A 16,649-nucleotide genomic window follows, 5' to 3' on the forward strand; every position below is an offset into this window, starting at 1 on the left:
ACATTTCGATGCCGCATCGCCGCGGCTCAACGCGGTCGACGACCGGCAACGGCTCAACGGTCGCCCTCGTGGCAGTGACAACGGAGACTTCATTTCGATGCAAGGTTTGGAGCGCGCCCATGTCGCTTATCGGTAAAGCTGCCTTGGCAATGTGGTGGGACATGTCGCACTCGCACAGGTCGGAGTTCGAGCATTGGCATACGCATGAGCACTTTCCCGAGCGGCTTGGCATTCCGGGATTCCGTCGCGCGACGCGCTGGAGAAGCGCCGACGGCGGGGAAGGAATCTTCGTGATGTACGAGCTGGATGACTATCAGGTGCTCGCATCGCCGGCGTACGTGGCGCGGCTGAACGCGCCCACGCCATGGTCCCAGAGACTGATGCCGCACCATCGCAATATGGTTCGAAGCCAATGCCGCGTGCTGGAGAGTTGCGGCATCAACCCCGCACAAAACGCCCTCGCGATCCGCCTGTCACCTGCATCCGGCCAAGACCAGGCATTGCGCGCCGCGATTGGCCGCATTGCCAGACACATTCCGTTCGAGCGCGGCCTGGCCGGACTTCATCTTCTGCGTCACGAGACGCCACCTGTTCCCGCCACCGAGGAACAGAAGATTCGCGGAAACGCCGACCGGACCGCCGACTGGGTCCTGATTGCTTGCGGCTACGAAGCAGGCGCCTTGCGCGCCCTGTCGGAACGCGAACTCAGCAGCGAATCGCTGCTCGAGATGGGCGCTGCCCCGGGAGCAGAACGTGGCTTCTACCAGTTGTCATGTTCGGCCACACCGGTCGACGTCGCCGATGCCCCGGCATTCACGGCCGCGCGCTGATCCGCTCGTGAACCCACGCTACCGACCGACGGCCCTTCGACACGTCAGTCAGAACTTTCTTGTCTCGCGCCACAAAACGCGCCCGGGGCATTCACCCGGTTCATTTCCACCACCAAAGGAGACCTTCATGGCATCGAATCTCTTGAAACTGGCAGGCAGTCTCGCACTGCTAGTCGCCACAACGCTTGTTCAAGCACAGGACGTTCAGGAACGGACCATTCGATTTGGCCACCTGAACAACACCGACCATCCGACCAGTTGGGGTGTCAAGAAGTTCGCCGAGCTCGTTGCAGCCAAGAGCGGCGGCAAGATCACTGTCAAGGAATTCGCAAGCAGCCAACTCGGCAATGAACTGCAACAGCAATCCGCGCTGCAGGGCGGCGTGCAGGAGATGCTCGTAGCGTCCACCACCTCGCTGACAGGTGTCATCAAGGAATTCGGACTCTTCGACTTCCCCTTCCTTTTCAGCAATGCCCAGCAGGCCGATGCAATGGTCGACGGCCCGCTGGGCAAGATGCTCAGCGCGAAACTGGCGGACAAGGGCATCGTCATCCTGGGGTTCTTCGACCTGGGTTTTCGCAATGTCACCAACAGCAAGCGGCCCATCACGAAAGGTGAAGACCTGGACGGACTGAAGCTCCGCGTCATCCCGAATCCGGTGTTCCTGGAGACCTTCAAGACCTTCAAGGCCAACCCGCTCCCGATGCCCTTCGCCGAGCTGTACAACGCCCTCGAAAGCAAGGCCGTGGACGGGGAGGAGAACCCGTATTCGGTGATCCTGTCGAGCAAGTTCTACGAGGTCCAGAAGTACGTCAGTGGTACGAACCACGTGTATGCGACCAATCCGATCCAGATCAGCAGGCGCTTCTGGGACAAGCTGTCGCCGGCGGAGCACAAGCTGCTGCAGGAAGCCGCTACGGAAGCACAGAACTACCAGCGCACGGCGAGCCGCGAAGCCGCTGGAAAAGCGCTGGTCGAACTCCAGGCCAAGGGCATGGCATACAACGCCGTCGCACCTGCCGAAGTGGCCCGCATGCGCACCGAAGTCAAGCCGGTCTACGACAAGTTCTCCGCTTCGTACGACCCGGCCGTGATGACCCTGTTCAAGACCGAACTGGATCGCGTCTCCAAGTTCTGATTCCGGAAAATTTCGAGACGGCTCCAGGCTTGAGTCCTGGAGCCGGTAGTCACCTGGAGGCCCTTTGGCGTCGGCGGAAAGCCGACGCGCCAAAGAGTCCCATCGAGGAGCAGGCATGGTAGTCAAGCTGGTCGATTCTTTCTGTCGGGCGGTCACCGCCCTGATGGCCGTGGCGCTCATGGTCATGGTGGCGCTGGTCTTCGGCAACGTCGTGCTGCGCTACGTCTTCAATTCGTCGATCACGCAGTCCGAGGAAATCTCGCGTTGGCTGTTCGTGTGGATCACCTTCATGGGCTGCGTGGTCGCGCTGCGCGAGCACACCCACCTCGGCACCGACGCCCTGGTGTCGCGTCTTCCGCCCATGGGCAAGAAGATCTGCCTCGTGCTGGGTCACCTGTGCATGCTGTACGTCTGCTACCTGGTGTTCAGGGGCGCGCTGGAACAGACCGCCATCAACATGGACGTGCTGGCGCCTTCCACCCAGTTGCCGATGGCCGTGTTGCACGCAGCCGGCGTGGCTTTCGCGGTGTGCGCATCCATCGTGCTGCTGCTGGACCTGTGGCTGCTGTTCACCGGCCACATGAAAGACGCCGATCTGGTGATGGTCCAGGAGTCCGAAGACCTGGCTGCCCTCAACCGGCCGCATGGCGACGACTTCACCAAACAACACTGATCCGAGCAAGCCACCATGACACTCACCATCTTCCTCGGGTCGCTGCTGCTGGCGATGGCAATCGGCATTCCGATCTCGTTCGCGCTGCTGGTCAGCGGCGTGGCGCTGATGTGGCACCTGGACATCTTCGAGGCCCAGATCCTTGCGCAGAACCTGCTGGGCGGCGCCGACAACTACCCGCTGCTGGCGGTGCCCTTCTTCCTGCTGGCTGGCGAAATCATGAACGAGGGCGGGCTCTCGAAGCGCATCGTCGAATTCGCGATGGCGCTGGTCGGCCACATTCGTGGCGGTTTGGGCTACGTGACCATCGTCGCGTCGATCATGCTGTCTGCACTGTCGGGCAGCGCCGTGGCCGACGCCGCCGCACTGACCGCCATGCTACTGCCGATGATGGTGGCCGCCGGCCACGCGCCGCAGCGGGCTGCCGGCCTGATCGCCGCATCCGGCGTGATTGCGCCGGTGCTGCCCCCGTCGATTGGCCTGGTCATTTTCGGCGTCACTGCCAACGTGTCGATCTCCAAGCTGTTCATGGCCGGCATCACGCCCGGCCTGCTGATGGGACTGGCGTTGTGGATCACCTGGGCCATCGTCGCCCGCAACGAAGGCGTGGTGCCGCCGCCGCGCAAGCCGCTGAAGGAACTGCTGGCCACGATGCGCCGCTGTGGCTGGGCGCTGATGCTGCCGGTGATCATCCTGGTCGGCTTGCGCATGGGAGTGTTCACGCCGACCGAAGCCGGCGTGGTGGCCGCGGTTTACGCGCTGTTCGTCGCGACTGTCATCTACCGTGGCCTGAAGCTGTCCCAGCTGTACGGCATCTTCAAGGCGGCGGCCAAGACCACCGCGGTGGTGATGTTCCTGGTGGCCGCAGCCATGGTCTCGGCCTGGCTCATCACTGTGGCGGACCTGCCCGGAAAGGTGGTGGGCATGCTCGAACCCTTCCTAGGCAGCCCCATCACGCTGATGGTGGCGATCATGGTGCTGGTCATGATCGTCGGCACCGCGATGGACATGACGCCGACCATCCTCATCCTCACGCCAGTGCTGATGCCGGTGGTCGTGGCCGCCCACATCGATCCGGTCTACTTTGGCGTCATGTTCATCATGAACAACGCCATCGGGCTGGTCACGCCGCCGGTTGGCGTGGTGCTCAACGTGGTGGCCGGGGTCGGTCGAATGTCAATGGACACCGTGACCAAGGGCGTGTTGCCGTTCATGATCGCCCAGTTCCTGATCATGTTCCTGATGGTCTTCTTTCCCTGGCTCGTCACCGGCCCCGCGAAGCTGTTCCACGGCGGTCCCTGAAGCGCCCGCCCGCACGCAAGCAACGGTGGCCGAAGACGAAGCAATTCGGCCTCGACATTGACGGACACAACTCATCTCGATCAGGGAAATCATGGCAAAGATATTGATTCTGAATGGCCCCAACCTGAATCTGCTCGGCGAACGCGAGCCCCACATCTACGGTCACACGACGCTCGTGCAGGTCGAGGAGCGGTGCAAGGCAGTCGGGAAGCGCCTCGGACTCGAAGTGGACTTCAGACAGTCGAACCACGAGGGGCAACTGGTCGACTGGATTCACGAGGCGCGCAAGACCATGGCGGGGATTGTTTTCAATCCTGCGGCCTACTCGTTCACATCGATGGCGATCCTCGATGCCCTGAAGGCGTCGCAACTACCCATAGTCGAGGTGCACATCACGAACATCCATCGTCGCGAACCGATGTATCACAAGAGCTACGTCTCGCTGGCCGCGACGGGCGTCATTTGTGGACTCGGACCGTTTGGATACGAAGCCGGCATGTCATTCCTGGCGGAGCACCTGCGGAGTCAGCCCGCTCCCCTCTGACCTGCGGCGAACTGAGGCCCACACAGTCGATCCCGTGCCGGGACCCCGGGGGTGGGGCGCATGGCCTTGCCTTTCATCGGCATGGCCATGCGCGCGGCGCCGCGGCGCGCGATCAATACCCCGCCGCAAGCCCCGTATTGCGGCGCGGATCGTTTGCCCCGTAGAACCGGTTGTTCGCCACCGGCTTGCCCCCGAGCGACGGCGCGCCGACGATGATCGCCGCGAGGTGGTTGGCCGGTTGCGGCTCGCCGAGGTTGTGGCCCATGTCGACCAGCAGCTTGCGCGTGTCGGGGCTGAGCGCATAGGTCTCGACGTTGGTCACGTCGGGCAGCCATTGCTGGTGGAAGCGGGGCGCGTCGACGGCCTCCTGCACGTTCATCCCGTAGTCGATGGCGTTGATCATCGTCAGCATCACGGCCGTGATGATGCGGCTGCCGCCCGGCGTTCCGACCACCATGACGGGCTTGCCGTCCTTGCTGACGATGGTGGGACTCATGGAACTCAGCGGGCGCTTGCCGGGCGCGATGGCGTTGGCCTCGCCCTGCACCAGGCCGTACAGGTTCGGCACGCCGATCTTCGAGGTGAAGTCGTCCATCTCGTCGTTGAGCAGCACGCCGGTGCTCGGCGCCGTGACCTTGGCGCCGAACCAGTCGTTCAGCGTGTAGGTCACCGACACCGCGTTGCCCCACTTGTCGGCGATGGAGTAGTGCGTGGTGTTGCTGCCTTCATGCGGCGCGACGCCCGGCTTGATCTCCTTGGAGACACCGGCCTTCTTCGGGTCGATGGCGGCGCGGAGCTTCTCGGCATAGCCCTTGTCGAGCAGGCGGTCGAGCGGGTTCTTCACGAAGTCCGGGTCGCCCAGGTAGCTGTTGCGGTCCACGTAGGCGTGGCGCATGGCCTCGATCTGGTAGTGCACGGCCTGCGCCGAGAGATAGCCCAGGTCCTTGAGCGGATAGCCTTCGAGGACGTTGAGCATCTCGCAGATGATCACGCCGCCCGAGCTGGGCGGGGGCGCCGACACGACGTGATAGCCACGGTAGTCGCACTCGACGGGCGGCATTTCGCGGGTCTTGTACTGGTCGAGGTCGGCCTGCGTGATCAGGCCCTTGCCAGACTTGCTCGACGCCACGATGGCATCGGCCACCCAGCCCTTGTAGAAGCCGTCCGTGCCCTTGGCGCTGATGGTCTTCAACGTCTTCGCGAGGTCCTTCTGCACGAGCTTCTGGCCGGCCGTGAAGGGCTCGCCCCTGTTCAGGAAGATGGCGCCCGTTGCTGCGTCGTCCTTGAAATCGGCCGTCGAGGTGTTGAGCAGGTCGATGTCGCCCTGCTCGAGCACGAAGCCCTTGTCGGCCAGCTGGATGGACGGGGCGAGCAGCGCGGCGCGCTTCATGGTGCCGTACTTCTCGCGCGCGTATTCCATGCCCGAGACGCTGCCCGGCACGCCGACCGCGAGGTGGCCCTTGGTGCTCAGTCCCTTGACGACATTGCCATCCTTGTCGAGGTACATGTTGGCCGTGGCGCCCAGCGGGGCCTTCTCGCGGAAATCGAGGAAGGTCTTGCGGCCGTCGGCCAGCTGCACGGTCATGAAGCCGCCGCCGCCCAGGTTGCCGGCTGCGGGATAAACCACCGCCAGCGCATAGCCCACGGCAACCGCCGCGTCGACGGCATTGCCGCCGCGCTTGAGCACGTCGACGCCGACCTTGGTGGCCAGGTGCTGCGCGCTCACGACCATGCCGTTTTCGGCGGCGACGGGCGCCTGGGATGCCGCCTGCACGGCGACGCTGGAAAGCAGGGCGGCGCTCACGAGGAGCGACAGCCGGAAGGTCTGGAATTTCAAGGATGTCTCACTGTCTTGGGGGTGGAAGGAGGGCGGGCTGGCTGATCGCCACCAGCCCTTCCCCAGTGTAGTGACGCAGGTTTGGCGTAGCACGTTGCACTTGAAACAAGATGGAACGCGCCGCCATCGCTGCGACGCGCGCGCACGGAAGCGACCGATAAAGCTACGTACCGGGCACTTTGCAAGGCGTCAAAATGGCCACCTCCCCAAGCCAGCTTGCCGCATTCCGCGCGGCACTCATTCATGACCGATCTCTTTGATTTCTCCATCGCCAGCGTGACCGAGCTTGCGATGGCCGATGCACGGCGCGCCTTGAGCGAGGACGCGGGCGATGGTGACCTGACCGCCAGCCTGGTGGCCGCCGGCAAGCGCGCGACAGCGCAGGTAGTGACGCGCGAGGCCGCCGTGCTGTGCGGCGCCCCGTGGGTCGAAGCGGTGGTGCGGCAACTCGACCCGCAGGCGCAAGTGACCTGGCATTGCGTGGAGGGCCAGCATGTCGCGGCCGAGAAGACTGTGCTGACGATTTCGGGCGACGCCCGCTGCCTGCTGACCGCGGAGCGCACGGCGCTCAACTTCCTGCAACTGCTCAGCGCCGTGGCGACGTGCACGGCGCGATATGTCGATGCGGTGCAGGGCACGCGCGCGCGGATCGTCGACACGCGCAAGACCTTGCCCGGCCTGCGCCTGGCGCAGAAGTACGCCGTGCGCACCGGCGGCGGCACGAACCACCGCATCGGCCTCTACGACGCGATCCTGATCAAGGAGAACCACATCGTGGCCGCCGGCGGCGTGGCGCAGGCCCTGCGCGCCGCCGCGCAGGTCGCCGCGCGCGCCAGCTTCGTCGAGATCGAGGTCGAGACCCTGGCGCAACTCGACGAGGCGCTGGCCCACGGTGCGCGCATGGTGCTGCTCGACAACATGGACCTGCCGACCTTGCGCGAAGCCGTCCGTCGCAACGAGGCGGCCGGGCAAGCGCGTGCCGTGCTCGAGATCTCCGGCGGAGTGACCCTGGCCGGCATTCGCACACTTGCGGAAACGGGCGTCGACCGCATCTCGGTCGGTGCGCTCACCAAGGATGTGAAGGCGATCGACTACTCGATGCGCTTCAAGGAGGACTGATCGATGGATTCAACAGTCTTCGACGTCGACTACGAACAACCCGTTGCGTTGAACGCCGAGAGTGCGGACGCCTGCGGCACGCGGCACGCCTGGGCGCGCGTGCCTGCGGAGCCAACGCCGTCCGAGCGCCTCGCATTGAAGGAACGCATCCGTCACCTGCTGCGCGAACGCGATGCGGTGATGGTGTCGCACTACTACGTGCATCCGGACCTGCAGGACCTCGCGGAGGAAACCGGCGGCCTCGTCAGCGACTCGCTCGAGATGGCGCGCTTTGGCCGCGACCACGCGGCACGCACGCTGGTGGTGTCGGGCGTGCGCTTCATGGGCGAGACGGCCAAGATCCTGTCGCCCGACAAGCGCGTGCTGATGCCCGACCTCGATGCAAACTGCTCGCTCGACCTCGGCTGCCCCGCGGATGCGTTCAGCGCCTTCTGCGATGCGCACCCCGACCGGACCGTGGTCGTGTATGCCAACACCAGCGCCGCCGTGAAGGCGCGGGCCGACTGGCTGGTCACGTCGAGCTGTGCGCTGGACGTGGTGCGCGCATTGCACGCGCAGGGCTGCAAGATCCTCTGGGCGCCCGACCGCCACCTGGGCGACTACATCCGCCGCGAAACGGGTGCGGACATGCTGAGCTGGCAGGGCGCGTGCATCGTGCACGACGAGTTCAAGGCGCTCGAACTCGAACTGCTCATGAAGGACCACCCCGCGGCCCGCGTGCTCGTGCATCCCGAATCGCCGGCCGACGTGATCGCGCTGGCGGACGCGGTCGGCTCGACCTCCGCGATCCTGAATGCCGCGCGGCGGATGGATGCGAAGGAATTCATCGTCGCGACCGACACCGGCATGCTGCACAAGCTGCGCACGCTCAATCCCGGCAAGACCTTCATCGAGGCGCCCACTTCCGGCAACGGCGCCACCTGCAAGAGCTGCGCGCATTGCCCCTGGATGGCGATGAACGGCCTGGCCGACGTGGCGCGCGTGCTCGAGACGGGCATGGGCGAAGTGCAGGTCGATGCCGCACTGGGGCTGCGTGCGCGCGTACCGATCGACCGCATGCTGGCGTTCACCGCAGGCCTCAAGAAGGGGCTGCCGGCCGGCGGCCTGATCGCCGGGATCGGCGCGGCCTGATCGCCCGTCCCGGGCCTCAGGTGTCGATCTCGAGGTTGTCGATGAGGCGCGTCGCGCCCAGCCGCGCTGCGGCGAGGGCCACCAGCGGTTCTCCCGGCGCAGCCGCCTGCAGGTCGGCGCGCCGGCGCAGCGCCATGTAGTCGGGTTGCCAGCCGCGTTCTTGCAACGAAGCGATGGCGCGGGTTTCGATGGCGCTGAAGTCCCGCTCTCCGGTGCGCACTGCCTCGGCCATGGCCTGCAATGCCTTTGAAAGCTCGACGGCTTCGGCACGCTCGGCATCGCTGAGGTAGCCATTGCGCGAGGACAGCGCAAGGCCGCCCGCCGCACGTCGCGTCTCGACACCGACAACCTCGATGGGCAGCGCGAACTGCCGAACCATGTGGCGGATCACCATGAGCTGCTGGTAGTCCTTCTTGCCGAACATCGCCACGCGCGGCTGCACGCAGGAGAAGAGCTTCATCACCACCGTGCAGACACCCACGAAGAAACCGGGCCGGAAGTGGCCTTCCAGGATGTCGCCCAGCGCGGGATCGGGATGCACCTTGCAGGCTTGCGGCTCCGGGTAGAGGGCCTTTTCGTCGGGCGCGAACAGCAGGTCGCAGCCGGCTGCGCGCAGCTTGTCGCAATCGCTGTTCCAGGTGCGCGGATAGGTATCGAAGTCCTCGTGCGGCAGGAACTGCAGGCGGTTGACGAAGATGCTGGCCACAGTGACGTCGCCCAGCGGCCTGGCTTGCTGCACCAGGTCCAGGTGGCCGTCATGAAGGTTGCCCATCGTGGGCACGAAGGCTGGGTGACGAAAGGCGCCGAGGCGGTCGCGCAGGTCTTCGATGGTTCTTGCGATATGCATGGGTTGCGGGTGTCTCAAGGAGGGGGATGCTTACCAGGCGTGCAGCCGGTCATCGGGAAAGCTGCGGTCCTTCACGGCGCGCACGTAGGCCTGCAGTGCCTGCGCGATGCCGCCGCTTTCGGCCATGAAATTGCGCACGAACTTCGGCGGCTTGCCGAGGTGGATGCCGAGCATGTCGTGCAACACAAGCACCTGTCCGGCCGTGGCCTTGCCGGCACCGATGCCGATGGTGGCGCAGCGGGACAGCTCTAGCGTGAGTGCTCCGGCCAGCGCAGCGGGCACCATTTCCAGCACCAGCATGGCCGCGCCGGCGTCCTGCAGTTCGAGCGCATGCAGGCGCAGTTGCGCTGCTGCCTCCTCGCTCCTGCCCTGGACGCGGTAGCCGCCCAGTGCATGCACCGTCTGGGGCGTGAGTCCGAGGTGCGCGCAGACCGGGATGCCGCGCTCCGCGAGGAACCGGATCGTCTCTGCCGTCCATCCGCCGCCCTCGAGCTTCACCATGTGCGCGCCCGCCTGCATCAGGACGGTCGCGCTGCGCAGCGCCTGCTCGCGCGATTCCTGGTAGCTGCCGAAGGGCAGGTCCGCAATGAGCCACGCCGTTCCCTGCACACGGTGCAGGCCGCGCGCGACGCATTCCGTGTGGTAGCGCATGGTGTCGAGCGTGACACCCACGGTGCTGTGCAGGCCCTGGCACACCATGCCGAGCGAATCGCCGACGAGCAGGCATTCGACGCCCGCTGCATCTGCCATCGCAGCGAAGGTGGCGTCGTAGGCGGTGAGCATCGTGATCTTCTCGCCGCGTGCGTGCATGTCTGCCAGGCGCGGCAGGCTCAGGGGCTTGCGCGGCGAAGGTGGCGATGGGGGCGGAAGGGTGGCGTCGGGACGGGTCCCTTCGGGGGTGATGGCAATCGACATGCGCGGATGCACTGGGCGTGGTGTTCAGGCCGGGACCGTGTCATGGGATGCCGCCTGCACGGGGACATGGCCGCGCTGCTCCTGGATGCGGTTGGCCCCATCGACGAACACCAGCTTCGGCCTGTGCGAGCCCACCTGGTCCTCCGGCACGAGGCCGAAGGCGGCAATGATGATCAGGTCGCCCACCGAGGCCTTGCGCGCGGCGGAGCCGTTGACCGAGATGATCCCCGTGCCTCGCTCGCCCCGGATCGCATAGGTCACGAAGCGCTCGCCGTTGTTGATGTTCCAGATGTACACCTGCTCGTTCTCGGAGAGGTTGGCGGCATCCAGCAAGTCTTCGTCGATGGCGCAGGAGCCTTCGTAGTGCAACTCGCAGTCGGTCACGGCGACACGGTGGATCTTGGATTTCAGGAGTGTGCGGAACATGGCGTGGCAGCCTTTTCTTCAAGGATTGGAAAGTGGACGGAAGGGAGGCGGGGGTCAGCGCTCGTCGGGCAGCAGCACGGTCGGCTCGGCGACATCGGCTAGCCCTGGATAGTCGCGGCTGAAGTGCAGCCCGCGGCTTTCGTGCCGCGCAAGCGCGCAGCGCACGATGAGGTCCGCCACCTGCACCAGGTTGCGCAGTTCGAGCAGGTCGGGCGTGATGCGGAAGTTGCCGTAGAACTCGTCGATCTCCCGCGACAGCAGGGCGATGCGATGCGCCGCACGCTCCAGTCGCTTGTTGGTGCGCACGATGCCCACGTAGTCCCACATGAAGCGGCGCAACTCGTCCCAGTTGTGCGAGATGACGACGACCTCGTCGGCATCGGTGACGCGGCTGTGGTCCCAGGTCGGCAGGTCAGGCAGGGCGCGTGGCGGCTCGGTGGCGATGGCCTGCGCAGCCGCGCGTGCGAACACCATGCACTCGACCAGCGAGTTGCTGGCCAGGCGGTTGGCGCCATGCAGGCCGGTGCAGGCGGTTTCGCCGATGGCGTAGAGGCCAGGCACGTCGGTGTGTCCGGCCAGATCCACCACCACGCCGCCGCAGGTGTAGTGGGCCGCTGGCACCACGGGAATCGGTTCGCGCGTGATGTCGATGCCGAGCGTCGCGCAGCGCGCCAGGATGTTGGGGAAGTGCGCCTCCAGGAAGGCCGGGCTCTGGTGCGAGATGTCGAGGTGCACGCAGTCGAGCCCGTGCTTCTTCATCTCGAAATCGATGGCGCGCGCGACCACGTCGCGCGGCGCGAGTTCAGCCCGCTCGTCGTGTTCGGGCATGAAGCGCGCACCGCCCGCCGAAGCAGGCAGCTTGAGTTGCCCGCCCTCGCCGCGCACCGCTTCGCTGATGAGGAAGGACTTCGCGAACGGGTGGTGCAGGCAGGTGGGATGGAACTGGATGAATTCCATGTTCGACACGCGGCAGCCGGCGCGCCACGCGGCGGCGATGCCGTCGCCCGTGGCCGTGTCCGGGTTGGTCGTGTAGAGATAGACCTTGCCGGCGCCGCCCGTGGCGAGGATGGTGTGTGGCGCCCGAAAGGTCAGGACTTCGCCGGCAGCCACGTCCAGCGCATGGACGCCCATGCATCCCGCATCGGCAAGCCCGAGCCTGGCGCCCGTGATGAGGTCGACGAGCATGTGGCCTTCGAAGAGCGTGATGTTGGGCGTGTGCCGCACCACATCGATGAGGCAGCGCTGCACCGCCGCGCCGGTGGCGTCGGTCACATGAACGATGCGACGCTCGCTGTGGCCGCCTTCGCGCGTGAGGTGCAGCAACCCGTTCTCCTCGGTGAACGGGACGCCGAGCGTCTGCAGCCAGGCGATGGCCTCGGGCGCGTGTTCCACGACGAAGCGCGTGGCCGCGAGGTCGCACAGGCCCGCGCCTGCGACCAGCGTGTCCTGCACATGCGAATCGATGCTGTCGCTTTGAGCCAGCACTGCGGCAATGCCGCCCTGTGCCCATTGGCTCGCGCCGTCGCCGAGGGCACGCTTGGTGATGACGGCCACACGGTGCGTGCGGGCCAGATGAACCGCGGCGCTAAGGCCAGAAAGTCCGCTGCCAATGATGAGAACGTCGAAGTCGAGAAGCGCCAAGGTTCAACCCAATCCGGCGACGGACCACATGCCGTCGAGAGGGGCGAACGATAACGGACTTCAGAGTTACGCCTTCGTGTATTTGGAACTCCGCAGTACCGCGGCCCCGGCGGGGTGGCGCCGCCTTCCTCAGCGTTCAGTTTGTCGCCACGGCCTTCCCGTCGCCATCGAACACCAGCGTCTTGCCTGACAGCGGCACATAGGCCGGCATCTTCGCCGCCTTCAGGAAGGCCTCCGTCTTGCTCCCCGGGCGCACCTTGCCGCCCACGGTGCCCACTTCGTTCGCATGCGAGACGATGACGGAGGCGGGCTTGACCAATTCGTTCATCACGTAGGCCGCCTCGGCCGGGCCGGTGGTGAAGCCGTCGCCGATGTTCATGACGGCGAGCTTCGCGTGGTAGAGATCGCGCACCACCCGTTCCTGGTCGGCCAGGATGCCGGTGTCGCCGGAGAGGTAGGCCACGAGGCCGTTGCTGAATGTGAGCACATAGCCCGTCGCGGAGCCGACGTTGCCGGCGATGCCCGCGTCCTTCATGGCCTTGCCCAGGTCACCGCCGATGAAGTCCGGGTCCACGCCGTTGCTGTGCAGCGCCAGCACCGTCGCGATGCGCACGCCGCCCACCACCACGCTGCCGCCGAAGCGAGCCAGCATCGCGTTGGCCGGATCGCCGCCATTGGCCTTGAGCTTGGCCGCGAAGAAGGGCGGCATCTCGCTCCCGGTGACGATCTTCGACTTCTTGGCGAGCGCAATCTCCACGGCGAGGGTGTTCGGCAGGGCCGAGACCGACAGGTCAGGGCTCGCGCAGGTGCCCGAGTTCGGCTCCTTGTTGTGGGCATTGCCGACGTGGTCGCCATGCATGTGGCTGACCAGGATGATGTCGATCTTGCCCAGGCGCGGATCGTTTGCGCCGGCCACCGTGCGGCCCGGGTCGTAGAGGATGCGCGTGCCGTTCGGGTCCTCGAAGACGAGGGCGCGGTCCTGCGGGCAGAACTCGCCGTCGATGCCGCCCAGCGGCGTCACCTTGACGTTCTGTGCCAGGGCCGGAAGGGCCAGCGCAGCGAGAAGGGCGGCTGCGGCGGTGAACTTGATCGAACGATTCATGGAAAGAAAGTCCTCTTGGTTGGTGTGCGGGGGAGGGGGTGGACAAGGGGAGGGTCAGGCCGGCGCAAGCCGCGCGAGCGGCGCGATACCAATGTCCGCGGCCAGTGCGTCGAGTTCGTCGAGCAGCGCCGGCGCAAGCGGGGTGCCCTCCTGCGCATGCCTGCGGCGCTTGTCGAAGCTCTGTTCGCCTGGCAGCCAGATGCGCTCGACGTGCGCCATGCGCTCGCTGCCGCGGATGTCGCGCACCAGCGTGTCGACCGCCTGCTTGAACACGGCAGGGTCGCCGAAGGCCGCCAGGTCGATGACCAGGATCGCCTGCCCGGTGTTCGTGACGGAGACATGGTCGGCGTTGAAGTCGATGACGTCACGGCCCATCGCCGCGCCGCCCAGCGTGCCGGCCAGCAGGCCGACGATGAGCGCGAGCCCATAGCCCTTGTAGCCGCCGATCGGCAGCAGGAAGCCTTCGTTCGAGCGCGCCGGGTCGAGCAGCGGTTCGCCCTGCCGGTCCACCATCCAGCCCGGCGGCATCTGCTCGCCGCGCTTGGCCAGCGCCTTGACCTTGCCGTACGCGGCCACCGTCGTCGCCATGTCCAGCACCACGGGCGGCTCGTCGCCGGCCGGGATGCCGGCTGCGATCGGGTTGGTCGACAGCAGCGCCTCGGTGCCGCCCCAAGGCGGCAGGTGGTTGGCATTGCCGACGGCGAAGTAGAGCCCGAGCATGTCGTGCTGCAGCGGCCGGCGCGCATACAGCGAGGCGGGCCCCGCATGGTTGCTGAAGCGCGTGCCCACCCAGGCCACGCCGGCGCTGCGCGCCTTCTCGATGGCGATGTCCACCGCCCGCGTGACGACCAGGTGCCCCATTCCGTTGTCGCCATCGACCACTGCCATCGCCGCGCGTTCATGCACGACCCGGATGTCCGGATGCTTGTTGATGCCGCCCGCGCGCAGCCGCTTGAGATAGGGCAGCAGCCGGATCACGCCGTGCCCGTCGCTGCCTTGCAGGTCGGCCTCGGCCATGAGGCCTGCCACCGTGGCGGCATCGGCCGGCGGCAAGCCCTCGTTGACGAAGACCGCCTCGATGAAGCGCTGCAGCGCGACTTGTGAAACGCGAAAGGTATTCATGATGGTCTCGCCGGGGCCTTTCATTCGGGTTTGATCCCGCGGTCCGTGATCAGCTTGCGGTAGAGCGCGTACTGCGTCTTGAGGGCCTCCCCGAACTCCACCGCAGGCATGCCGCGCGGCGTCACGCCGATGGACGACAGCCTCTCCTTCATCGCCGGATCAGCCAGCACCCTGGCGATCTCGGCATTGAGGCGAGCCACGATTTCCTTAGGCGTTCCCGCAGGGGCCACCAGCGCAAACCAGGAGTTGAAGGTGAAGCCCGGCGTGCCGGCTTCTGCAAAGGTCGGCACGTCCGGAAACTGCGGCTGCCGCGTGGCCGAGGACACCGCCAGCAGGCGCAGCCTGCCCGCCTGCAGCAGCGAGACCACCGTGCCCAGTCCCTGCATGCACACATCGACTTCGCCCGCCGCGGCCGCGATCGCGGCGGGCGTCGCGCCCTTGTAAGGCACATGCAGCAGGTCGATGCCGACCTGGCCGCACAGCAGCGCCATGCCGATGTGCTGCGGGCTGCCGTTGCCGCCCGAGCCATAGCTCAGCTTGCCGGGCGCAGCCTTGGCCGCCGCGATGAAGTCCGCGAGCGAGCGCCAGGGCGCGTCGGCTTTCACGACCAGGCCCCATTCCACCGTGCCGACCAGCGACACCGGCTCGAAGTCGGTGAGTGCGTTCCATGTCATGTGCGACTGCATGTTGGGCACCATGGTCAGCACGCTGTCGTTGAAGCCGCCCAGCGTGTAGCCGTCCGGCGCGGCGCGCGCCACCTTCTCGGCGCCGATGAGTCCGGCCGAGCCGGGGATGTTCTCGATCACGAAGGCCTGGCCGAGCCCTTCCGACATCTTCTGCATCACGACGCGGGCCGCGTTGTCGACGGCGCTGCCCGGTGCAAGCGGAATGACCAGCCGGATCGGCCGGGTCGGCCATGCGCCCTGTGCCAGAGCGCGAAGTGGCAGTGTGAAGCTGGCGGCCAATGCGGCCATCGCCACGCGTCGCGAACAGGTCATGAGGGCATCCCGGCAAGAGGTGGAGGGGGCGGTTCAGGTTGCGGTACGCGTCGGCGCCACCGCGGCGCCTTCGATGCCATGCCGCTGCAGCGAGGCCGCGACAAAGCCGGAAGCCTTCATCTCCTCGATGAAGCCGCCGAGCCATGCCTGCGCGGCGGTGCGGCCCTTGGGCACGCCGATGGCCTGCTCGATCACCATGAAGCGACCCGGCAGCAAGCGCACGTCGCCGACGCGCTTGGCGTCCGCTTCCAGCTGTTGCTTGACGCCAGCGGCAACCTCCAGGTTCTGCGATAGGAAAAGGTCGGTGACGGCAGGCGAGGTCGCAGCGCGCACCAGCGTCGCCGACTTGATCTCGCGCGTGAGGAACAGGTCGTACGCACTGCCGCGGCCCACGGCGATGCGTGTGCCGGCGCGGTCCACGTCCTCGTTGCGCCGCAGCGGGGAGTCGTTGCGCACGAGGTAGGCGCCCTCGATGATCACGTAGGGCGCGGTGTACTCCATGTCGGCCGCGCGGACCGGGTCGATGGCGACGAAAGCGAGGTCGACCGTGCGCGTCTTGACCGCATCGACGACGCTGCCGGCCGAGCTGAAGGGGATCAGTTCGACAGCCAGCCCGAGCCGTCGCGCCGCCTCGCGCGCGAGGTCCACCGACACGCCACGCGGCGCGCCGTCCGCACCTCGGCTGGCGAGGATCGGATTGCCGAAGTTGATGGCCGCGCGCAGCGTGCCCGTGCTGCCGAGTTCGGCGATGGCGCCCGCCCGCGGGTCACGTCGCGTGGCTGCGCACCCGACCAGCATGAGCGCGGCTGAAGCGCAGAACGTGCGGCGTGTGCCCGCGAATCCGAACGTGTTGCGTTGATCGATCAACAACTGCGCATCCAGATCACGTCGATGGTGTGCTCTGCGCAGCGAAATAAAGGAGGAGGCCGCAGGCCGGGGGACATTCGCGGAGCAGAGTACGCCGTCGGCGTGATCGCGCCCGAGCTGAAGAGCCTCGACCGGCAGCAGACGTCGTGAACCTTGC

The 16,649-nt window shown here is 66.4% G+C and carries 17 protein-coding genes; 8 read left to right on the forward strand and 9 right to left on the reverse strand.

Annotated features, from left to right (window positions below):
* The first annotated feature begins 119 nt into the window (after positions 1-119).
* From HCU76_RS20825 to aroQ, 5 genes are all read left to right on the forward strand, one after another.
* Positions 120-830, forward strand: a complete 711-nt coding sequence (locus tag HCU76_RS20825; protein ID WP_218510527.1) for a hypothetical protein — start codon at positions 120-122, stop codon at positions 828-830.
* Between the two features lie 127 nt (positions 831-957).
* Positions 958-1,968 (forward strand): TRAP transporter substrate-binding protein, encoded by a 1,011-nt coding sequence (locus HCU76_RS20830; RefSeq protein ID WP_213954150.1) that lies wholly within the window; start codon positions 958-960, stop codon positions 1,966-1,968.
* A 115-nt stretch (positions 1,969-2,083) separates the two neighbouring features.
* Positions 2,084-2,641 carry a TRAP transporter small permease gene (locus HCU76_RS20835; protein WP_218510528.1) on the forward strand — a complete coding sequence of 186 codons (558 nt, stop codon included), beginning with the start codon at positions 2,084-2,086 and terminating at the stop codon, positions 2,639-2,641.
* Positions 2,642-2,656: 15 nt separating this feature from the next.
* Positions 2,657-3,943 carry a TRAP transporter large permease gene (locus tag HCU76_RS20840; RefSeq protein WP_218510529.1) on the forward strand — a complete coding sequence of 429 codons (1,287 nt, stop codon included), beginning with the start codon at positions 2,657-2,659 and terminating at the stop codon, positions 3,941-3,943.
* Between the two features lie 91 nt (positions 3,944-4,034).
* Positions 4,035-4,487, forward strand: coding sequence for a type II 3-dehydroquinate dehydratase (aroQ, locus tag HCU76_RS20845; protein WP_218510530.1), 453 nt, complete (start codon positions 4,035-4,037; stop codon positions 4,485-4,487).
* A 112-nt stretch (positions 4,488-4,599) separates the two neighbouring features.
* On the opposite strand, the gene ggt is transcribed toward aroQ, so the two are convergent.
* Complete coding sequence (gene ggt / locus HCU76_RS20850) at positions 4,600-6,219, reverse strand: gamma-glutamyltransferase (protein ID WP_218510603.1); 1,620 nt, start codon at positions 6,217-6,219, stop codon at positions 4,600-4,602.
* A 348-nt stretch (positions 6,220-6,567) separates the two neighbouring features.
* Here ggt and nadC point away from each other — a divergent pair, with 348 nt between their 5' ends.
* The gene (nadC, locus tag HCU76_RS20855; protein WP_213954154.1) at positions 6,568-7,443 is read left to right on the forward strand and encodes a carboxylating nicotinate-nucleotide diphosphorylase; all 876 of its coding nucleotides are present in this window, start codon (positions 6,568-6,570) and stop codon (positions 7,441-7,443) included.
* 3 nt (positions 7,444-7,446) lie between these two features.
* Positions 7,447-8,574, forward strand: a complete 1,128-nt coding sequence (gene nadA, locus HCU76_RS20860) for a quinolinate synthase NadA (protein ID WP_218510531.1) — start codon at positions 7,447-7,449, stop codon at positions 8,572-8,574.
* Positions 8,575-8,590: 16 nt separating this feature from the next.
* On the opposite strand, the gene panC is transcribed toward nadA, so the two are convergent.
* From panC to HCU76_RS20900, 8 genes are all read right to left on the reverse strand, one after another.
* The gene (gene panC / locus HCU76_RS20865) at positions 8,591-9,421 is read right to left on the reverse strand and encodes a pantoate--beta-alanine ligase (protein ID WP_218510532.1); all 831 of its coding nucleotides are present in this window, start codon (positions 9,419-9,421) and stop codon (positions 8,591-8,593) included.
* 30 nt (positions 9,422-9,451) lie between these two features.
* Complete coding sequence (gene panB, locus HCU76_RS20870; RefSeq protein ID WP_218510533.1) at positions 9,452-10,336, reverse strand: 3-methyl-2-oxobutanoate hydroxymethyltransferase; 885 nt, start codon at positions 10,334-10,336, stop codon at positions 9,452-9,454.
* A gap of 24 nt (positions 10,337-10,360) precedes the next feature.
* On the reverse strand, positions 10,361-10,762 hold the full coding sequence (panD, locus tag HCU76_RS20875; RefSeq protein WP_218510534.1) for an aspartate 1-decarboxylase: 402 nt from the start codon (positions 10,760-10,762) through the stop codon (positions 10,361-10,363).
* A 54-nt stretch (positions 10,763-10,816) separates the two neighbouring features.
* Positions 10,817-12,403 carry an L-aspartate oxidase gene (nadB, locus tag HCU76_RS20880; RefSeq protein WP_218510535.1) on the reverse strand — a complete coding sequence of 529 codons (1,587 nt, stop codon included), beginning with the start codon at positions 12,401-12,403 and terminating at the stop codon, positions 10,817-10,819.
* A gap of 136 nt (positions 12,404-12,539) precedes the next feature.
* The gene (locus tag HCU76_RS20885) at positions 12,540-13,505 is read right to left on the reverse strand and encodes an MBL fold metallo-hydrolase (protein ID WP_218510536.1); all 966 of its coding nucleotides are present in this window, start codon (positions 13,503-13,505) and stop codon (positions 12,540-12,542) included.
* Between the two features lie 54 nt (positions 13,506-13,559).
* On the reverse strand, positions 13,560-14,627 hold the full coding sequence (locus HCU76_RS20890; protein ID WP_218510537.1) for an Ldh family oxidoreductase: 1,068 nt from the start codon (positions 14,625-14,627) through the stop codon (positions 13,560-13,562).
* Between the two features lie 20 nt (positions 14,628-14,647).
* Complete coding sequence (locus HCU76_RS20895) at positions 14,648-15,625, reverse strand: tripartite tricarboxylate transporter substrate binding protein (protein WP_218510538.1); 978 nt, start codon at positions 15,623-15,625, stop codon at positions 14,648-14,650.
* 33 nt (positions 15,626-15,658) lie between these two features.
* Positions 15,659-16,423 (reverse strand): ABC transporter substrate-binding protein, encoded by a 765-nt coding sequence (locus tag HCU76_RS20900; RefSeq protein WP_218510604.1) that lies wholly within the window; start codon positions 16,421-16,423, stop codon positions 15,659-15,661.
* A 57-nt stretch (positions 16,424-16,480) separates the two neighbouring features.
* Here HCU76_RS20900 and HCU76_RS20905 point away from each other — a divergent pair, with 57 nt between their 5' ends.
* Positions 16,481-16,642: a hypothetical protein gene (locus tag HCU76_RS20905; protein ID WP_218510539.1), complete on the forward strand. Its 162-nt coding sequence runs from the start codon at positions 16,481-16,483 to the stop codon at positions 16,640-16,642.
* The last annotated feature ends 7 nt before the right edge of the window (positions 16,643-16,649 follow it).

Source organism: Variovorax sp. dw_308 (assembly GCF_019207085.1).
Lineage (GTDB): Bacteria > Pseudomonadota > Gammaproteobacteria > Burkholderiales > Burkholderiaceae_C > Variovorax.